At 63.5% G+C, this 19,854-nt stretch carries 19 protein-coding genes; 13 read left to right on the forward strand and 6 right to left on the reverse strand.

Annotation, left to right across the window (positions count from 1 at the left end; genetic code table 11):
- A partial coding sequence (locus B4383_RS24945) for a hypothetical protein (protein WP_139361043.1) occupies positions 1-291 on the forward strand: 291 nt, incomplete at its 5' end.
- Here B4383_RS24945 and B4383_RS24950 read toward each other — a convergent pair.
- A complete protein-coding gene (locus tag B4383_RS24950; RefSeq protein ID WP_078294420.1) occupies positions 288-1,433 on the reverse strand; it encodes a low temperature requirement protein A in 1,146 nt (381 codons plus the stop codon). The genes B4383_RS24945 and B4383_RS24950 overlap by 4 nt on opposite strands.
- A gap of 151 nt (positions 1,434-1,584) precedes the next feature.
- Between B4383_RS24950 and B4383_RS24955 the strand changes: the two genes are divergently transcribed.
- The 3 genes from B4383_RS24955 to B4383_RS24965 are packed head-to-tail and all read left to right on the forward strand — an operon-like array spanning position 1,585 to position 3,758.
- Positions 1,585-2,271: a TetR/AcrR family transcriptional regulator gene (locus tag B4383_RS24955; RefSeq protein ID WP_139361044.1), complete on the forward strand. Its 687-nt coding sequence runs from the start codon at positions 1,585-1,587 to the stop codon at positions 2,269-2,271.
- Positions 2,272-2,284: 13 nt separating this feature from the next.
- Complete coding sequence (locus B4383_RS24960) at positions 2,285-3,202, forward strand: alpha/beta hydrolase (protein ID WP_078294419.1); 918 nt, start codon at positions 2,285-2,287, stop codon at positions 3,200-3,202.
- Positions 3,203-3,206: 4 nt separating this feature from the next.
- Positions 3,207-3,758, forward strand: coding sequence for an SRPBCC family protein (locus B4383_RS24965; RefSeq protein ID WP_286143911.1), 552 nt, complete (start codon positions 3,207-3,209; stop codon positions 3,756-3,758).
- Here the strand turns inward: B4383_RS24965 and B4383_RS24970 are convergent.
- Positions 3,726-4,403, reverse strand: a complete 678-nt coding sequence (locus B4383_RS24970) for a GntR family transcriptional regulator (protein WP_078294428.1) — start codon at positions 4,401-4,403, stop codon at positions 3,726-3,728. The genes B4383_RS24965 and B4383_RS24970 overlap by 33 nt on opposite strands.
- Before the next feature lie 104 nt (positions 4,404-4,507).
- Here B4383_RS24970 and B4383_RS24975 point away from each other — a divergent pair, with 104 nt between their 5' ends.
- From B4383_RS24975 to B4383_RS25010, 8 genes are all read left to right on the forward strand, one after another.
- A complete protein-coding gene (locus B4383_RS24975) occupies positions 4,508-5,317 on the forward strand; it encodes an enoyl-CoA hydratase (RefSeq protein ID WP_078294418.1) in 810 nt (269 codons plus the stop codon).
- Positions 5,318-5,326: 9 nt separating this feature from the next.
- The gene (gene fadD5 / locus B4383_RS24980) at positions 5,327-6,916 is read left to right on the forward strand and encodes a fatty-acid--CoA ligase FadD5 (protein ID WP_078294417.1); all 1,590 of its coding nucleotides are present in this window, start codon (positions 5,327-5,329) and stop codon (positions 6,914-6,916) included.
- Positions 6,917-7,136: 220 nt separating this feature from the next.
- A complete protein-coding gene (locus B4383_RS24985) occupies positions 7,137-8,669 on the forward strand; it encodes an MlaD family protein (RefSeq protein WP_078294426.1) in 1,533 nt (510 codons plus the stop codon).
- Positions 8,666-9,721 (forward strand): MCE family protein, encoded by a 1,056-nt coding sequence (locus B4383_RS24990; RefSeq protein WP_078294416.1) that lies wholly within the window; start codon positions 8,666-8,668, stop codon positions 9,719-9,721. Before B4383_RS24985 ends, B4383_RS24990 begins: the two co-directional genes overlap by 4 nt.
- A complete protein-coding gene (locus tag B4383_RS24995; RefSeq protein ID WP_078294414.1) occupies positions 9,714-10,760 on the forward strand; it encodes an MlaD family protein in 1,047 nt (348 codons plus the stop codon). The genes B4383_RS24990 and B4383_RS24995 overlap by 8 nt, the downstream gene beginning before the upstream one ends.
- Positions 10,757-11,890, forward strand: a complete 1,134-nt coding sequence (locus B4383_RS25000) for an MCE family protein (RefSeq protein WP_078294412.1) — start codon at positions 10,757-10,759, stop codon at positions 11,888-11,890. Before B4383_RS24995 ends, B4383_RS25000 begins: the two co-directional genes overlap by 4 nt.
- Positions 11,887-13,095 carry an MlaD family protein gene (locus B4383_RS25005; RefSeq protein ID WP_078294409.1) on the forward strand — a complete coding sequence of 403 codons (1,209 nt, stop codon included), beginning with the start codon at positions 11,887-11,889 and terminating at the stop codon, positions 13,093-13,095. The genes B4383_RS25000 and B4383_RS25005 overlap by 4 nt, the downstream gene beginning before the upstream one ends.
- On the forward strand, positions 13,092-14,345 hold the full coding sequence (locus B4383_RS25010; RefSeq protein WP_078294406.1) for an MlaD family protein: 1,254 nt from the start codon (positions 13,092-13,094) through the stop codon (positions 14,343-14,345). The genes B4383_RS25005 and B4383_RS25010 overlap by 4 nt, the downstream gene beginning before the upstream one ends.
- Positions 14,346-14,350: 5 nt before the next feature.
- Here the strand turns inward: B4383_RS25010 and B4383_RS25015 are convergent, their stop codons facing one another.
- From B4383_RS25015 to B4383_RS25030, 4 genes are all read right to left on the reverse strand, one after another.
- The gene (locus B4383_RS25015) at positions 14,351-15,463 is read right to left on the reverse strand and encodes a phosphodiester glycosidase family protein (RefSeq protein ID WP_078294403.1); all 1,113 of its coding nucleotides are present in this window, start codon (positions 15,461-15,463) and stop codon (positions 14,351-14,353) included.
- 115 nt (positions 15,464-15,578) lie between these two features.
- The gene (locus B4383_RS25020; RefSeq protein ID WP_078294400.1) at positions 15,579-16,325 is read right to left on the reverse strand and encodes a pirin-like bicupin family protein; all 747 of its coding nucleotides are present in this window, start codon (positions 16,323-16,325) and stop codon (positions 15,579-15,581) included.
- Positions 16,326-16,400: 75 nt separating this feature from the next.
- Positions 16,401-17,525, reverse strand: coding sequence for an NDMA-dependent alcohol dehydrogenase (locus B4383_RS25025; RefSeq protein ID WP_078294397.1), 1,125 nt, complete (start codon positions 17,523-17,525; stop codon positions 16,401-16,403).
- Between the two features lie 154 nt (positions 17,526-17,679).
- Positions 17,680-19,236: a long-chain fatty acid--CoA ligase gene (locus B4383_RS25030; protein WP_078294394.1), complete on the reverse strand. Its 1,557-nt coding sequence runs from the start codon at positions 19,234-19,236 to the stop codon at positions 17,680-17,682.
- 115 nt (positions 19,237-19,351) lie between these two features.
- Here B4383_RS25030 and B4383_RS25035 point away from each other — a divergent pair.
- Positions 19,352-19,854 (forward strand): hypothetical protein (locus B4383_RS25035; protein ID WP_078294423.1); only part of this gene is annotated, 503 nt, incomplete at its 3' end.

Here is a 19,854-nt window from a genome sequence, read left to right on the forward strand (position 1 = left end):
CAAATCCGCGGGCTCTCACGGGAGAACGGGGTGGCGGTTCGTCAGACGGCTATCGCACGAAACCGGGCGATCGCCGGGCTCCTTCGGACCGCTGCGGGGGACACATCCGACCTAGCGGTGCGCGACCGTGCATTGGACGCTGCGGCGGCGGCGCAGAACTACGCCAACGTGATGGCCGCCGCGACCTCCGTGGACGGTGTGCTCGCGCCGCCCGGCGAAGACATGGCTCGCGCCGTCAACACCATGGCCGCGTTGGAGGCCGTCTGCCCCATGCCGGAGGGCTCCTCCTAGGTGTCCTCGACACGCCGCCAGGTGACCAGTGCGGCGGCCAGCGCCGCCAACCCGGCCAGCCAGTACAACGGATGTGGCAGTGATGAAAATAGCACTGCCGCAACGGCAATCGCCGGTAGCCCGATGTTCAGGATGGTGTCGCGGCGTTGCAGGAGCAGCACCAGCCACGCCAGCACCAGATAGATGGCGAACGGGACCGTGATCGTGAAGGCCGCAACGGTGGGACTCAGGTGACTCTTGCCGAGCCCCTCGTCGACGGCGATCTCGAATCCCGCCGACAGTGCGGCGACGGCGGCGAAGATGAAGTAGTGGCTGTAACCCCACAGCAGGGTCGATCGCAGGGACGTGTCCTTGCACTCTTGTTCCTGATCGAAGTAGATCCACCACACCGCGGCGACGATGATCAAGGCCGACGCCGCGATGCCGATCATGGTGCCGGTGTGGTCGGCTTCCTCGGCGCCGCCGATGATCGAGTTCGCCGAGGCCAGGATCGATTCTCCGAGCACGATCAGGGTGAACAGCCCGTAGCGTTCGGCGATGTGCTCCGGATGCCATGACGTGGTGGTGGCGCGCTCGGCGAATACGGGCACCGACAGGTCGGCCAGTGCGATCACCACGAACAGCGGCAAGCGCAGGTGTTCCGGTGCGAACAGCCCCCAGCAGATCCATGCCGCTTGGACGACGGCGATGCCCGTGACATAGCGCAGGCAGGTGGCACGCATGGTGGGATCGCTGATGGCCGCACGCACCCATTGACTGCCCGCAGCGAGGCGCATGAGCACGTAGCCACCGATGGCGATACCGAAGTCGGCCCCGGTCATCGCGCGTTCGACACCTGCCGCGACGGTGAGCGCTCCGGCCATCTGGACGATCACGGTCACCCGGTAGAGCCAGTCGTCGGTGTCGAAGGCACTGGCGAACCAGGTGAAGTTCATCCACGCCCACCAGATGGCGAAGAAGCCGATCGCATACCCGGCGAGTCCCTCGGCGAAATGACCCTCGGCCCAGAAATGGTGCAGTGTTCCGGAGGCGCGGGACACCGCGACCACGAAGACGAGGTCGAATAGCAGTTCTAGCGGGGTGGACGCGCGATGCGGTTGTGCGGGATCGCGTGCCACCATGGCCCGCAGGCCACTGATCATGTGGTTACCTACCGGTGTCGGAAGAACGGCGGACTGGGGCAGCTTAACGTGCTTCGGGCAGCAGGGCCGGCGAACATCGACACGCACTAGTCCAACCAGTTGATCGGGATTTCGTCCGTGCGTGGAAACCCAGCGCATATAGTGAGGCACCATGCAACCCGTCCCCGCTGCCTCGAAGGCAGGCAATTCCTCGCAGCGCCGTGCTGGCCGCCGCGAGGAGTTAGTGGCGGTGGCGTCCAAGTTGTTCGCGGCGCGGGGCTATCACGGCACCAGAATGGACGACATCGCCGATGTCGCGGGCCTGAACAAGGCGACGGTCTACCACTACTTCGCGTCCAAGGCGCTCATCCTCTATGAGATCTACTTCAAGGCTGCTGAGGAGACTCTGGCCTGCCTGCAGGACGATCCGAGGTGGACGGCACGCGAATCGCTGTATCAATGCACGAGCCGCATGCTCGCGCTCATCTTCTCGAACCGCGAGCAGGGCGCGGTGTACTTCCAGGAGAACCCGTTCCTTTCCGAGTGGCTCTCGCCCGAACAGGTCGCCGAGATCCGCAAGCGCGAGGACATGGTGCAGGAGCGGGTGCAGAACATCATCGAGCGGGGCATCGCGAGTTCCGAGTTCGTCGAGTGCGACTCGCATGTCATGGCGCTTGGTTACATCGGAATGGTTCTCGGCTCCTACCGCTGGCTCAATCCGAGCGGCCGCCGCAGCGCTCAGGAGATCGCCGTGGAGTTCAGCACCACGCTGTTGCGGGGGCTGATTCGGGACGAGGCAACTCGGATCAACGATCCGTTGGGTGTGGCGACGACGACGTCCGCTGACGGCACTCCGTAGCGGCGGACGTGTAGTGGCCGCTGATTCCATCCTGACCTTGGACCTGCCCAACGTCAGACTGCGGGCTCTGTCCTGGGGTCCGCACGACGGTCCGCTGCTGATCTGCGGCCACGGTTTTCCCGACTCCGCTCACACCTGGCGTCTGCTGGGCCCGAGGTTCGCCGCGGACGGGTGGCGCGTGGTGGCGCCGTTCACCCGTGGTTACTCGCCCAGTGAAATCCCGGCTGATGCCGAGTACGGCTTGGGTGCCCTGATGCAGGACATCCTCGACATCCACACGGTGCTGGGCGGCGACGAGCGCGCGGTGTACATCGGCCATGACTGGGGCGCACTGGTTGGCAATGCCCTCGCCCGCAGCAGCCTGTCGCCGTTCGACCGCATCGTCACCATGGCCGTGCCCCCGTTTGAGGTTCTCGGCTCAAGTTTCGCGTCGATCGGGCCACTCGGCTGGCCCGGTGTGCTCGGGCGGCAGCTGCTGATGAGCTGGTACACGTTGTTCCACCAGATCCCGGTACTGCCGGAGTTGTTGTTGCCCTGGCTACTTCGTCTGTACTGGCGGCGGTGGTCGCCGGGGTACGACGCGCACGTCGATCTGCTGTACACCGGTGAGGCGATGCTCCAGAAGGGAAATCGCAGGGCAGTCATCGGCTACTACCGCGCAAACATCGGGCGGGCCCTGGTTCCGGCGCGGAAGTACTGGAAGACCCAACGATCCCTCCTGGACGGGGCACACACCCCGTTGCTCTATCTGCATGGTCGCGCCGATGGGTGCATGACGCAGCGACTGGTAGAGTCTGCGCGCCCGGATCTGCCCGACCGCAGCGTTGAAATCATCGATGGCGGTGGACATTTCGTGCATCTGGAATGCCCGGATGTGGTGTACGAGCTTGTGCGTGAGTTCCTGCGCCCGCCAACTACGAAGGTAGAGTGAACTAATGCCAGTCGTCAGTCAGACCGTCGAGGTGGCCGCGCCTCCGCAGGTGATCGTCTCCATTGTCACCAACTATGAGGCCTACCCCGAGTGGAACAAGGAGATCACCAGCGTCGAGATCCTGGATCGCCTCCCCGACGGCCGCCCCCGCATCGTGCGGTTGAAGGTGGAGATGACGGGCATGGCCTCGACCAACGTCGCCGAGATCGCCTACCTCAACGCCGCCCAGGTGGCGACGCGGCTACTGGAGAGCGACATCTTCGAGAAGCAGGAACAGACGTTTTCGATCGTCCCGATGGGGCCCGCTTGCCTACTCACGGTGGATATGGATGTCGAGACCAAGCTGCCGATCCCCAAGCCGATGGTGAAGAAGCTTGCCAACCAGGTCCTCGAGCATCTGGCCGAAGGCCTGAAAAACCGGGCCGAGCAGATCGCGTCGGGAGCCGTCGTGCCGCAGCAACCGTCGGCACCCGCTCCGGCTTACCAGCCTCAGCCGGGCCACCAGCCCCCGGCAGACCCGCATCTACCCCCCGGACCACATCCCGGCGCGGTCTAGGTATTCGATCAATCGGCGGGCGCCGTCGATGAACTGAACCTCGGTCTGAGCCACTACCTCAGTGGTGTCTCCAGCGCGCAGCGCGGCGATGAGCTTGTCGTGCGCCGCGACTGCGTGCCGCGTCCATTCGGCGTCGGATGCGAAGAGCAGATGCGGTGTGTACCGCGTCGCCTGTAGCAAGAACCAGGCCAGTTTGGGGCGGTCGGCCACGTGGTTGAGAAATCTGTGAAACTCGAACTCCGCCATGGAGATTACTTCAGGCGAACCGGCGTTTCGAAGCGTGTCATTCAGGTCTGCCAGGGTGTCGATCTGCTCAGCGCTGATGTGCTCCGCAGCAGTCTTCGCCAGCTCCACGGCAAGGTGTGATTGTTGCGCGAAAATGTCTTCGATATCGGCCCGGCTCAGTGGGGCGGCCATGTAGCCGCGATGCGGGACGGCCTCGACCAGTCCTTCGCCGCGCAACGTCAGTAGCGCCTCACGTACCGGTGTGACGCTGACACCCAGCTGGGCCGCCGTCTCGTCCATCCGAATGTACTCACCCGGGCGCAGTTCGCCTGTCATGATCGAGGCGCGTAGTCGGCCGGCAACCTCCTCGGACAGCTGCGGCCTACGGATCTCGCGGATCTGGGCCCGGGGAGCATTCATCCGATCTGCCTGCCATTTCCATGTGTGGTGACGCACTTGCATCTAAAGTCATATCAAATATATTTGACCAGACGCGACGAAGCGACAACCCAGGAGGCGGCGACTTGAGTCCCCATGAATCGGTGGGCGCACCTGATGTAGCCGTCGACGGTGGCATCATGCGGATCACGTTCACCAGGCCCGATCGGATGAATGCCCTCAACGGGCCGGCCACCGAGGGCTTGATCGAGGCGTTGGAATCTGTCCACGAGCGCAGCGACGTCCGGGTGGTAGTCATCAGTGGGGGAGCACCCGGCAATGCGTTCACGGCGGGCGCCGATGTCGCCGAGCTGGCGGCCGGGGCCGGCGACCTGACGCCGCTGCAAGCCGCCGAACTGACCATGGACAACGCCGAACGGTTGGTACGCGCGGTTCTGAATTGTCCGGTGCCCACCATCGCGGAAGTCACGGGCGCTGCCGCGGGTATCGGCGCGTCGGTGGGTCTGGCGTGCGACCTGATCTACGCCGCCGACACGGCTTTCTTTCTGATGGCCTTCGCGAACATCGGGCTCATGCCCGACGGCGGATCGAGTGCGTTGGTCTCGGCCTCGATAGGCCGTGTGAAGGCCAATGCGATGGTGCTGCTGGCCCAGCCCCTCCATGCTGCCGACGCCTGTGCGGCCGGACTGGTCAACGAGGTGCTGCCCGGCGACCAGCTGCGCGAGCGTGTCGACAAATTGGCGCGCAAGTTGGCCCACGGTTCCCGCCGGGCGATGCAGCTGACCAAGGAAGCCATGAATTCGGTGTCACTCAAGCTCTTCGACGAGGCCATTGCGCGTGAGCGTGAGGGACAGATCGAGCTGTTGACCTCACCCGACGCCCAAGAAGGCTTCGCCGCCTTCCTTGAGGGCCGCCGCCCCAATTTCAGTGAGTAGGAGACTTCTGTGACCGACACGATCGATGTGACTGCCTTGCCCACCAGCCTTGATCAGCCCTACCGCGCGCGCCGGCAGAACTGGTGTAACCAGCTGGCTCGGCACGCGCTCATGCAGCCCAATGCCACAGCGATTCGATATCTCGGGCGCAGCATCTCCTGGGGCGAGCTGAACCAGCGTGTGCAATCACTTGCCGATGCGCTGTCGCGCCGCGGAGTCCGATTCGGGGACCGCGTGCTCATCCTCATGCTCAACCGGCCCGAGTACGTCGAATCATGGTTGGCCATCAACGAACTCGGAGCCATCGCGATCCCGGTGAACTTCCGCATGACTCCTCCGGAGGTCGCATTCCTGGTCGAGAACAGCGGGGCCAAGGTGGCGATCACCGAAACGGTCCTGGCGCCGGTGGCCGCCGCGGTACGCCAACAGGTGCCCGCGCTGGAGACGGTCATTGTCGCCGGCTCGGCATCCGAGGACGGTGCCCTCGGATACGAAGAGGTCATTGCCGAGGGGGGCGAAGCCCATGCTGAGGTGGATCTGCCCGGCGATTCTCCCGCGCTCATCATGTACACCTCGGGGACAACGGGCCGCCCCAAGGGGGCGGTGCTGACCCATCTCAATCTGTCCGGCCAGGCAATGACCTACCTGCTGAGTACCACGGTCGACTTGAGCTCGGATGTGGGATTCATCGGCGTCCCCATGTTCCACATCGCGGGCGTGGGGAACATGATCACCGGGTTGCTGCTGGGATTGCCCACGGTCATTCACCCCCTCGGCGCCTTTGATCCGGGTGCTCTGCTGGATGTTCTGGAGTCCGAAGGAGTCACGGGCATCTTCCTGGTCCCCGCCCAGTGGCAGGCCGTCTGTGCGGCGCAGCGAGCAAACCCACGCGAGGTTAAGCTCAAGACGCTCTCCTGGGGTGCGGCCCCCGCCAGTGATGTGTTGTTACGGACGATGTCCGAGACGTTCCCCGACGCCAAGATCTTGGCCGCGTTCGGGCAGACGGAGATGTCGCCGGTCACCTGCATGCTCATGGGGGAGGACGCAACCCGGAAGATGGGTTCCGTCGGCCGGGTGATTCCCACGGTTGCCGCGCGCGTCGTGGACGACAACATGAACGATGTGCCGGTCGGCGATGTGGGGGAGATCGTCTACCGCGCGCCGACGCTGATGCAGGGCTACTGGAACAACCCCGAGGCGACCGCCGATGCGTTCACGGGCGGCTGGTTCCACTCCGGAGACCTGGTCCGTCAGGACACGGACGGTTTCGTATGGGTGGTGGACCGCAAGAAGGACATGATCATCTCCGGCGGAGAGAACATCTATTGCGCGGAGGTCGAGAACGCGCTCGCTGAGCACGAGCAGATCGTCGAGGTGGCGGTGATCGGCAGGCCGCATGAGAAGTGGGGCGAAGTGCCGGTCGCGGTGGCCGCCATCCAGGGGGAGGCTCTGGCCATCGGTGATCTTGATGGCTTCCTCACCGAGCGGCTGGCTCGCTACAAGCACCCCAAAGACCTCGTGGTCGTGGAAGCGCTACCGCGCAACCCCTCGGGCAAGGTCCTCAAGACCGAGCTGCGCAAGCAGTTCGGTGGCAGTTGATAGCAAACATAAATCTGGATTCAGAAAAGTTCGGTAAAGCGTAATACGCAGAAATGCACGTCATGTACATTCCTGTAATCGCCGTCACATCGGAGGGGTTGGCGTGACCGAACCTGTAGATATTTGCAGGCCACGTTTGCTGACGAAAGGGACCTGGTGATGTCTCGGATGCTGTGGTGGAGACGCCCCGACGTGCGTCCAGATGCCGAAGGAGGTCTTTATGCCGAACTCCTTTGAGACTGACGGCCGCGGTCCATCGGACCGCCAGCTCCTCCTGTGCGGCGTGGCGATCGCTCTCGTGGCCGCCCTGATAGGCACCGCCTTGGTTATCAAGTCGACCGGCCGGTTCAACAACTACGTGCGTGTGGTGGCGGAACTCACGAACGTAGGAGACGGCCTTCCCGCGAAGTCGGACGTCAAATTTCAGGGCGTGCTCGTGGGTTCGGTCAATGATCTGACCCCCTCGCAGCGCGGCAGGCCCAATGTCGTGCACATCGATCTGAAACCCGATCTGGCGCCGACGATTCCGCGGTCGGTCACCGCCAGGGTGGTCCCCAGTAACGTCTTCGCGGTCTCCTCGGTGGAGCTTGTAGACCACGGCCCCGGTGCGGCGATCACCAATGGAACCGTTATCGGCGAGGACACCGAGCTCCCGACGGTGCTGTTCCAGACGACCATCAGCAAGCTGCGTGACATCCTCCTGGCCAACGGGCGCGGCCGCGACGACGATTCGGTGGGCATCTTCGCCGTCATTGCCGCGGCGACGGAGGGCCGGCGTGCCACCCTTCTAAACGCGGCCGGCCAACTGACCAGGATCATCGACCAGCTCAACGACATCGTGGCGACGGATACGGGCCCGTCGACCCTGTCCGCGCTCCTGAACGCGACCAAGGGGCTGCAGACAACCGCCCCGGAACTCGTCGATGCGCTGCATCAGGCGGTTAAGCCCATGCAGACGCTGGCCGAAAGGCGGGAGCAGTTACAGACTCTGCTCAACGCCGGATTGCACACCACCGGCACCGTCCGGCAGTCGTTGGACAACCAGACCGATCGGATGATCGACATCACCACCAAGCTGACCCCGGTTGTCGGTGTGCTTGCACAGAACTCTGTGCACTTCCTGCCGATCGCGGCGCGACTGAAGGTGTTCTCGGACAAGTTCTTCAGCGACGTGTGGGATCCGGAAAGGGACGTCGTCAACATCCGGGGAAATCTGTCCTTCACGCCGTCGACGATGTACACCCGCGCCGATTGCCCGCGGTACGGGGAGCTGAAGGGGCCGAGCTGCTTCACCGCACCCGAGCTGGTGGTGCGCCCCGATCTGCCCGAAGTACTACTGCCGCAGAACTTCAAGCCACCGCCCGATCTGGCGCCGCCACCGGGAACCGAGGTCGGTCCGGACGGGAATTTGATCGTTACTGGCCCGCCGCTGCACAATCCGTCCCCGAATTTGCAGGACCCCAACCCGCCGTTGCCGTGGTGGCAGCCCAATCCGTCACCGCGTGTCCCGGGCACCGCCGACCCCGATGACGCCGAACCGCCGCCGCTGCCCGGTGGCGCCGCTCCCGCTGCCACCGCGCCAGCCTCGTTCGGTGGTGCCGTGGGGCCCATCGGTAGCAGGACCGAACGCGACCAACTGGGCATGATCACCGGGAGCGCGGCAACCTCGTCCACCCAACTTCTGCTGGGGCCGGTCGCGCGGGGTACCAAACCCGTTGTCGCCCAGCAGGCCCGGTCGGGGGGACAGCGATGAAGTTTCGTGGACCGTTGATTGGCCTGTCGGTGTTCATGGTGATCGCGGTGGCGATGACGTGGCTGGTGTATGCAACCCTGCGCCGCGAGGTCGCGGGATCGACCTACGACTATGCCGCGATGTTCACCGATGTCACCGGGTTGCGCGATGGGGATGACGTGCGCGTGGCCGGCGTTCGGGTCGGGCGTGTCGAATCGGTCGCGATCGACGGTGATCTGGCCAAGGTGGAGTTCCGGGTACAGACCGAGCAGCCGTTGTACGGCAACACGATTGCGACGATCACGTACCAGAACATCGTTGGTCAGCGTTACCTGGGACTGTCCCTGGGCAAGACGGGCAGCACTGATCGGCTCAAGCCGGGCAGCGTGATTCCCGTGGAGCAGACGGAGCCGTCGTTCGACATCGGCATGCTGCTGCACGGGTTTGAACCTCTCTTCAGCGTGCTTGATCCCGCCGAGGTCGACAACCTCACAGGCGGTGTCGTCAAGTCTCTGCAGGGAGACAGCGGCTCGATCGTCGGTCTGGTCGACCAGACATCGCAACTCACCGAGACCTTCGCGGGCCGCGACAAGGTTCTCGACGAGGTGATCACCAATCTCAATGGTCTGACGAAAACCCTTGCGGGGCAGAATAAGAATCTGGATACCGTCTTGACGCATACGCGTGAGATGGTGGCGATCCTGGACAACCGGCGCGCCGGGTTAGTGGATTCGATCGGTTCGACGGGTTTCGCGGTACGTCGGTTGTCGAAGATCTCGGACACGGTATATCCGCAGCTCAACGAAATACTTTATCGGGAACCGGGATTCGTCAGTCACCTGAACACCGTCGAACCCCAGCTGGCCTTCACCGGCGCCAATCTGCCGCTACTTCTCAAGGGTGTCGCGCGGACCAGCCAAGAGGGCGCGTTCATCAACGGATATGTCTGCGATCTCAATCTCACCGGGTTCTTCCCCGGACTCAACGACGTCGTTCCGATCATCGTGAATGCCGCCACCCCCGGTAACAAGGCTCAATACACTCCGAAATGCAGGAACCTGGCAGATGGATAAACGCGCAGTGTGGCAACGTATCTCGCGGCGCCCCGTTGAGACGTATGACAAGATCTGGTTGGGCGCCATCGCGCTGGCGGTGATCGGTTCTCTGGTGGGGGCGATGCTGCTGGTGAAGGCGATTGGCATCGGTTACAGCCACTACACCGGCGAGTTCTTGCAGGCGGCGTCGCTGCAACCGGGGGCCAATGTGTCGTATGCGGGGGTCCCGGTGGGGAACGTCACGAGTGTCGCGCTGGCGGGCGACCATATTGAAGTCGGTATGCGGGTCCGCGACGACATCACCCTGCGTAAGGGCGCCAAAGCGTCGATCAAGATCACCACGATTCTCGGTAATCAGTACGTGGAGTTGCGCAACGGCGGTGAGGGTGTACTGCCCAACCGTCGAATCGATCTTGCGCACACCGACGTTCCGTATGACCTACAGGCCACGCTCCAGGACGCAACCTCCACTTTTGAACAGGTAGATGCGGACAGGATCGCGGAGTCGGTGGCGATACTGGGTAAACAGCTCGAGGGCTTACCCGCTGTACTGCCGCAGGCCATGGAGAACATTCAGACGCTGTCGTCGGTGATAGCACATCGCCGCGATCAGATCGGCACGCTGCTGGCCAGTACCGAGTTGGTGTCGGGCACCCTGTACCGGCAACAGAGCGATATCGGCAAACTGATCATTCAGGGCCGTGATCTACTCGGCGAGTTCGTTTCTCGGCAAGCGAGTTTCCACTCCATGATGCGCGCGGTGACCGAGCTGACGAACTTCCTGAGCAAGGTTGTGGTCAAGGACAGGCGCGCGGTTGATGCGCTCATCGCCGATGTGAAGACCTTCAGCAATTTGATCGGTGGCCATGATGACTTGTTCCGGAGCATCCTGCAGGTGACGGCGGTCGCGGCCCGAAACTTCACCAATCTCACGGGTTACGGAAACGCACTCGAGCTGAGCGCGCCCGGTGGTCTCGCGGTGGATTCGTGGATGTGCGCGATCAGTGGGCGGGCCAAGCAGTTCAACATGATCCCGTACTTCAAGGATTGCCAATGAGCACGCCCATAAGCGCGCGGACGCGGCGAGTCATCTGGATCGCGGGGGCACTGGCGGTAGTGGTCGCTGTCGTGGTGGTTGCCGTCGGGTGGACCTATCTGCGGGAGCGGAGCGACAGGCTCACCATCACGGCCCAGTTCGAGTCGGTCTCCGGCCTCTACCCCGACAACAAGGTATCGGTGCTGGGCATGCCGATCGGCAAGGTCACGAAGATCACGTCGCGTGGTACCTACATGGAAGTTGAGTTCACCGTCGATTCGAAGGTCAAGGTGCCGGCCGACGCCAAGGCCGTCACGGTGTCGACCTCGATTCTCACCGACCGGCACATCGAACTGACACCCGTTTATCGCGGTGGACCGACGCTCAAGAACGGGGACGTCATCGGGCTGGACCGCACGAAGACACCGGTGGAGTTCGATCGGGTGCTGGCCATGATCGACCGGCTCTCCAAGGCGATGAAGGGCGACGGTAAGGGCGGCGGGCCACTGGCGGATGTCGTAAACAACAGCGCCAATACGCTGTCCGGAAACGGTGAGTTGATGAGGGCATCTTTGGACGAGTTGTCCAAGGCACTCCGTCTGAGTGCCGACGGCGGTGCGATGACGCGCGATCAGCTGACCAAGATCATCACCCGCCTCAGCTCACTCTTCGACGCTGCGGCACGTAATGACCAGAACATCCGGGAGTTCTCCTCCCAGGTGCGACAGCTGTCCCAAGTGCTTGATCAGGAGCAGCTGGGGTCGGGGACCACCGGTAAACAGCTGAATAACATTCTGCTGCAAGCAGGTTCGCTGCTAGAGCAGAATCGCGATGCCATCAAGCAATCGGTCGGTAACTCCAACCAAATTGCCCAGGCGGTTTACGACAACCAGCGAGAGTTGTCGGAAGGGTTCGACCTGCTTCCGCTGATGGCGGACAACGTCTACAACATCGTCGACCCGATTAACAACGTGGTGCGTGCCCATGTGCCGGTGGACAGGTTGTTGTTCGACACCCAGGCTGCCAAGGAGATCTGCAATCTCATGGGTCTGCGCCAATTAGGTTGCAGCACAGGCACCTTGCAGGACTACGGACCCGATTTCGGATTGACGTATGTCCTCGACGGGCTTGCGGCGATGGGGCAGAAATGAACAGATGGCAAAGGTTTGCGGCGCCCGCGGTGGTTCTTGCTGTGCTGCTGACGAGCGGTTGCAGCACCAACGGTCTTGCCAGCCTCCCACTTCCGGCTCCGGGCATGACGGGGGGTTCCTATGGCCTGACGGCAGTCTTCACCAACATTCTGAACCTGCCGTCGCGCGCCAAGGTCAAACTGGGCGGCGCCGATGTCGGCGAGGTCTACTCCATGAGTACCACCAACTACACCGCCGTGGTGACGATGCGGATCCGTTCGGATGTGGAGATTCCCAAGGGAACCACCGTGGAGCTGCGCACCGCGACGCCGCTGGGCGACGTTTTCGTCGCGCTGAAACCGCCGCGCCCCGCAGACTCCAACGCACCGCTCCTGCGTGACGGGGACACCATCGGTCTGGATTCGACCACCGCCGCCGCGACGGTGGAGGCGGTGCTGAGTTCGGCCGCCATCATCGTCAACGGTGGTGCGGTGCGCAATCTCACCGGCACGGTCAACGGCCTCGGTCGCGCCACCGGGCCGAATGGCGCGGCATTCGGTGATCTAATCGGAAAGTCGAACCGGCTGCTGGGCACACTCAACGCCCGGTCCAGCCAGCTCGATACCGCACTGCGGGACACCGCACAGCTTGCCGCTGAGATGAATACGCGGCACGAGACGCTCTCGGAGCTATTGGTCGCGGCCGCGCCTGCCACGGACACCCTGTCTGCCAATGCATCTCATATCGCCGATCTCGCCGACCAGGTAGGTGCGGTGACCAAGCAGCTCTCCAAGTTCCCGTCGATCGCGGGTACCGACACCAGCGGCCGCAGCGTCATCGCCGATTTCAACACCCTGGCGGGTTCATTCAATGACATCGCGGTCAGTCCCGACACGAGCCTTGCCGCGCTCAATCGGCTGATGCCTCCCATCATCAAAATCATGGCGGGCTCGGCGTTCGCCGCCCGGGTGTCGATCGACAGGCTGGTGCTCGGATCGATACCCGATATCGGCTATCAGGGCGATCCGGGTCTTCATGGCCCGAAGCGCTATGACTGGGCGAAGTTGGTCGGATCGTTCAAGTACACCCTGTGGCGCCTGCAGGAGCGTGTCGTGGGTAAAGGACCCGACACTCCGGCAATTCCGGTGCGCCCGAGTCCGACGGAGCCCGGAGTCATCGAACCGATACCGGGCGCTATGCCCGTACCCCAGGGGCCGCCGCGATGATCAACGTATTGGCCAACACGGTGGTGGACGCCGTGAAGATGGGGCACCGCAACCGCTTCTGGCTGTCGGGACTTGCCCTTGTGGCGACCCTGGCGGTGGCGTGCACCTACCTCGCGGTGGGCGCGTTGCGCGCGCGGGCATTCGCCTCGACCTATGAGGTGTCGATCGAGCTGCCGGAGTCCGGTGGTTTGATCCCCAACCAGGATGTGGCGCTGCGCGGTATGCGAATTGGCCGGGTGGACTCGGTGACGCCGTCTCCTCGTGGACCGGTCGCACTGATACATATCGAGTCCGACGTGAAGATCCCGGTGGGGAGTCCGGTGCGCGTGTCCGGCCTTTCTCCCGCGGGTGAGCAGTACGTCGACTTCGCGCCGGTGACGACCACCGGACCGTACCTGGACAACGGCAGTGTGATCGCCCGCGGGCAGGCGACGGTTCCGGTATCGCTGTCGAAGCTGCTTGCCAACGCCGATGGTGCTCTTGCACAAGCAGATACGCAGAAATTAGAGATCATCAAGAAGGAACTCCATCTCTCACGCGAGGCGCCGCGCAAGATGACCGACATCATCGACGGCGGCGTGTTCCTCCTGTCGACACTGGACTCCGTGCTTCCGGAGACGGTCAGCATTCTCAAGAAAAGCCGCGTGACGTTGTCCTCATTCGCGGAGATGAACAATGGCCTTGCCACCACCACACAGGGCCTGAATCGGTCCCTGAACGGCGTAGCCCGCATGGACGGCGGCTTTCGCACGTTGATCGACAGGGTGCCCGGGCCGTTGGCCACCACCGACGCCGTGTTCGCCGATAACTCCGACACCATGGCACAGCTGCTGGGGAACCTCACCACGGTGGCGCAGCTGTCCTACGTGCGTGTGCCGGCGCTCAACGCGCTGTTCCCCTCGTACCGCGGATCGGTGATCGAGGCGGTGGGCAACACCTTCTACGACCACGGCGTATGGGCCACCGCCGACATATATCCCCGCTACACCTGTGATTACGGATATCCGCGTACCGCGGTGTCGGCCGCCGATTACCCGGAGCCGTTCCTGTATGCCGGCTACTGCCGAGATGACGACCCGGCGGTGCTGGTGCGCGGTGCCAAGAATGCCCCGCGGCCGGCCGACGACGATACCGCCAGCCCGCCCAAGGGAGCTGATTTAGGTAAGGTGTCCGACCCGACTCCGAAGGGACGCTTCACCATTCCCACGCCGTATGGTGGACCGACGCTTCCGATCGAGCCGCCGAAGTAGGTGGCTTAACTGAATCCCAGCCAGCTGGGCAGTGCCCGTCCGACGCCGCCGGCTGCATCGCACAGGGTGTAAGTGGTATCGCAATTACCTTTGGGGGAGCCGTATCCCGCCCACATGCCGCCGGCGTCGCGGCGCAGGACGATGGCCGAGGAACTGCCCCCGTCGAGGGCAATGGCTTTGTCGACGCCCAGTCCGCGGTAGAGGTCCTGGAGGTTGTCGGGGGTGTAGCTGCCGCCCTGGAAGACCATGAGTTCATCGGTCGCGGACTTGTAGCCGAGCGCGGTGCGGGCGGCAGCGGGGCCGCGGTCGTTCAGCTGCTCGGTGAATCCCGGAAGAAGAAGTTTCAACCCGCTTACCGCGACGAACTGAACGCCCTTGTCCATCAAGCCTTCTAGCGGACCGGTGGCGTACCCGTAGTCCTTGGGCCCTGCGGAGGCGATGACCTCGGGTGCTGATCCCGGGGAAAAGACCATGGTGGCCAATGCCGTCCAGACTTCGTCGCCGCCGGAGAGTGCCTGCTTGCCCGCGTACACCCTCGTTCCGGTGACCTGCTTGTTGTAGTTAGCACTGCCGTTGGCGGTATCGACATAGGCGCCCAGCGGAGAGGTGCATCCGGTGCTCTTCCAGGTGCCGCCCTGTTGGCCCCGAACGTCGAAGAAGTTGGCGTTGATGATGAACGTGGGCTTGCCCATGAGCGTCCAGGCCGCCATTGGCTTGTATGTCTCCGAGGCCTGCCACAGACCCTCGGCGGTACGAGCGCGTGCATCACGTTCGCACCGGGACTGATAGCCGGAATGGGTGTCCACCAACAGGTTTGCGCGCAACCGCGACGAGGCGCTCTTGATGATCATGAGGTGGCCGCCATTGTCCAGCGTGTACTCGTTGCCGGCCGCGTTACGGAAGGGGGCGGGGTTGCCGCCGCCGAAGTTGTAGACCAGGAAGGTGCCCTTGGTGTTGGCGATCGCCGCGAGCACCGCATCGTGGGCCGCCTCGGCCCGGGCGGTGTGATGGGTGGCGGGAATGGGGAGTGCCGCCACCAGCATCATGCCGAAGGCGGCGGCGAACAGGCGACGTCCGAAACCGGCTCGCGGAAGACGCGATACGCGTGAAATGCCCACGGCTGTCCCTCCTGTGACGATCTTGAACAGTCAACGATAATCACAGCAGCAACACAGTCAACTTTGGTAACAAGTGGGGATCGATCGGACATCGGCAGCGTCGCGATGGGATGCGCTAGCCGCCCAAGCGGGTGTGCATCTCCCATACGAGGACTTCGGCATCGGTCGTCGCGGTGACCCGTGCCGCGCCGGTATCGGTGAGCCGCACGGCATCTCCCTCGGCAAGCTCACCGGCTCCCTCGAGGGCCACGGCGCCGCGGGCGATAAACAGATGCACGAACGGTGCTGGCGGAAGCTCGACGCTGTCCCCGGCGGGGATGCGCGCCGCGTGCAGCGCCGCGTTCTTCTGGGCAATCGTGATCGCCGTCTGATCCCGGTGCCGCGGCATCCCCGAGGCCACGGTCACCAGTCCGCCGCTGAGTAGCTCGCCATCGATCTCCAGCTGTTGGTAACCCGGATCAAGCCCCGAGTCATCGGGGCTCACCCACATCTGGATGAATCGCACCGGGTCGGAGTGACGTTCGCCCGACAGCCGCCAGGAGTCGTTCTTCTCCGAATGCAGGATGCCGGAGCCTGCCGACATTCGTTGTGCCAGGCCGGGATAGATCACCCCGGCGTTGCCCTCGGAATCCTGGTGCACCAGCGATCCCTGCAGCACCCAGGTGACGATCTCCACATCGCGATGGGGATGCGTCTCGAAGCCGGCGCCTGGCAGCACGATGTCGTCGTTGTTGACCAGCAGCAGTCCGTGGTGGGTGTTGTGCGGGTCGTAATGCTCACCGAAGGAGAACGAGTGCTTGGAATCCAGCCACGAGATCCTGGTCGCGAGCCGCTCACTCGCGCGCCGGACGTCGATAGGCATATATCGACAGTAACGCCACGCAGGGAATTCGGGGGAATCGTCTGCGTGGCGTTACCGTCGGCGAAAAAATTCGGCTTACCAGTCGGCTTCGGTGTACTTGATGACGCCGCGGATGTTCTTGCCGTCGAGCATGTCCTGGTAGCCCTCGTTGATCTGCTCCAGGCTGTAAGTGCTGGTGACCATCTCGTCGATCTTGAGTAGGCCCTGCTTGTATAGGCCGACCAGACGTGGGGTCTCCGTGTGAGTGGTGCCACCACCAAAGATGTTGCCCTTCAGCGTCTTCTGCAGCATCGTGAAGAGGAACAGGTTGAACTTGACGTCCACGTCGACCATCGCACCCATGCCGGTAACCACGCAGGTGCCGGTCTTCGCGGTGAGGATCATGGCCTCTTCGATGTATTCGCCCTTCATCTCGCCGACCGTGATGATGGTCTTCTGCGCCATGATGCCCCAGGTCAGGTCCATAACCGGCATGATGGCCTCGGCCATCGAGGCGTAGACATGAGTGGCGCCGAACTTGAGGGCCTGCTCACGCTTCCACGGCACCGGGTCGATCGCGATGACGTATCGGGCGCCGGAGACGACGGCGCCCTGCAGGGCGCTCATGCCGATTCCGCCAACACCGATGATGATGACGTCCTCGCCGGGCCTGACCTCGGCGATATTGGTGGCAGAGCCGAAGCCGGTGGGCACGGCGCAGCCGAGCAGTGCAGCCGACTCGAAGGGCACACTGTCGTCGATCTTGACCACGGAATCCTCGTGCACCACGGCGTACGGCGAGAACGTGCCGAGCAGGTTCATCGCGGAGACGGGGGTATCACCCGCGTGGATGCGGTTGGTGCCGTCGGCAATAGCCTTGCCGCCCAGCAGGATTGCACCGCGGTCACACAGCGAGCGGTAGCCGCGCATACACGGTGGGCACTTGCCGCAGGCCGGGATGAAGGCGAAGATGACGTGGTCACCCTCCTGGACGGAGGTGACGCCCTTGCCCACCTTGGTCACGACGCCCGCGCCCTCGTGGCCGGGCAGCACCGGCAGCTCCATCGGGGTGGCGCCGGTCAGCACGTGGTAGTCGGAGTGGCACATGCCGGCGGCGTGTAACTGGACCTGAACTTCGCCCTCGGCCGGATCACCGAAGGTGATCTCTTCGACGACGATCGGCTTGTTGAGCTCGCGAATCAGCGCGCCTTTTGTCTTCATTGACTGGCTAGTCCTTCCAGATACACGTGAACCAGATCACTCTCGTGGACGAGGATAGCGGCTTTACGAGAAAAGTGAAACGCGTTCTAAAAGTTCGTGGTCAACGGGCCAAGAGTGCCTCTGACGACTACCTATGCACGATTATGAGGTCTTGTTAGGAGACGCCTGCGTCGCGGGTATCCCAGTACTTCTGGCGGAGTACGCGCTTGAGGATCTTGCCCGCACCGGACAACGGGAGCTCGTCCACGAACTCGTAGCTGCGCGGCACCTTGTAGTTGGCGATGTGTTCGCGGCAGTGCTCCTGAAGGTCCTCGCCGCAGCACTCGGACTGCGACTGTTTGACGACCACGGCGTGCACGCGCTCGCCCCAGCGTTCGTCGGGGATACCGATCACCGCGCATGCGGCTACCGCCGGATGCTTGGCCAGCGCGTTCTCCACCTCGGCCGAGTAGACGTTCTCGCCGCCGGTCACCACCATGTCCTTGATGCGATCGACGATGTAGACGTACCCGCGTTCGTCCATCCGTCCGGCGTCGCCGGTGTGCATCCATCCGTCCCGGGCGGCGGCCGCAGACTCCTCGGGTAGCTCCCAATAGCCGAGCATGACGTTGTCGCCCTTGACGACTACCTCGCCGATCTCGCCGCGTGGGACTTCATTGTCGGTGTCACCGCTGGAGTCGACGATCATGACCTCGCAATGGGGGGCCGCGCGTCCCGCCGAGCGCAGCAGCGCGGGGTCGTCATGATCGTCGGGAAGCAGCAGCGTCGCGACGGGGGACACCTCGGTCATGCCGTAGGCCTGGGTGAATCGCGCGTTGGGGAACACGTGTTTGGCGCGCTGCAGTACTGCCTCGGAGATGACCGAGGCGCCGTAGACGATTCCGCGGATACCACTGAGGTCGAGCTGTGCGGCCGCTGGATGATCGACCAGCATCTGGATCATGGTGGGCACCAACAGCATGTCCTGGACATCATGTTCGACGATGGCGTCCAGCACCCCCTGCGGGGTGAATGACGGGACGATCACATGTGTGGAACCCGAGAGGTTCCCCGCGAGGACGGCGCTGAAGTCGGCCATGTGGAACATCGGCGCCGAGTGCAGCAGCCGACCGTCGCGGGTGAGGAAGTTTCCGGTGGATAGCGACCCCATCGCCGAGGTCAGCACGTTGTCATGAGACAGCATGACGCCCTTGGGATTTCCGGTGGTTCCCCCCGTGTAGAAGACGCCGAGCAGGCTGGCACCACCGGTGCGGGTGTCCGCGACGGGCTCGTGCCCGGAGAGGAGGTCCTCATACCCGATCATGTCCTCGGGTGTGGGACTGTCACCGCAGTAGATGACGGTGTCCAGGCACGCACATGCAGCGCGCAGCGGCGCGGCGGCGGCCTTGAATGCGTCGTCCACGAACAGCACGCGGGTGCCGGATTCGCGCAGGGAGTAGCCGATCTCGGCCAGGCTCCAGCGGATGTTGACGGCGTTCAGCGCGGCACCCAACCACGGCACCGCAGTGAGGTATTCGACGTAGCGGTCCGAGTTCAGTGAGAGCATGCCCACCCGGTCGCCGGGCCGGACGCCGACGGTTCGAAGCGCCCCGGCCAATCGGGCGACACGGTCCGCGAACTGCTCCACGGTGCGTTCCCGGCCCTGGTAGATCGTGATGGGGCGGTTCGGGTCCTGCTGCAGGGCACGGTGCAGCCACTGGGTGAATTGCATATTCCAATCCTGCCGTCCGGAACTGTCTCGGGTGTGGGATTCATCGAGCTAACAGGCAATCTCCAGTGCCCTGCTACGATGCACCAAGGGGCAACGGGTGGCCATGGGGGGAATTGTGTCTGAGAGTCTGCTGATGGCGGCGGGTGTCGCTCTCTTCGTGCTGGTCTTTGCGGGGGTGTGGTTCCTCTCGTCCCGGATGCGTATGAAGCGAATCGCCATCCTCACCGCCTGGGCTCAGGCGCATGGTTGGACGTACACCGCCGATGATCAGAGCCTGCTGGCGTTGTCCCACGATGAGCCTTTCGGCCAGGGGCATAGCCGCACCACGCGGGACGCCTTCAACGGAGGTATCAACGGGCACGAGTTCGTGTCCTTCGAGTACTTCTACAAGGTGACCACCGGTTCAGGTGACGATCGAACCACCGAGACCTATTACTACATGGTGACCTGCATCGTCACGCCACCGTCGCCGTATCGGCTGGAGATCAAGCCCGAGGGCGTACTCGCGGGACTGGCTCGTGCCGTGGGGTTTACGGATCTGGAGTTCGAATCCGACGAGTTCAACAAGCGGTTCAATGTCAGGGCCAATCCGGAGCGATTTGCCTACGACGTGCTTAA

This window comes from Mycobacterium sp. D16R24, from assembly GCF_002013385.1.
In the GTDB taxonomy this organism is placed as follows: domain Bacteria; phylum Actinomycetota; class Actinomycetes; order Mycobacteriales; family Mycobacteriaceae; genus Mycobacterium.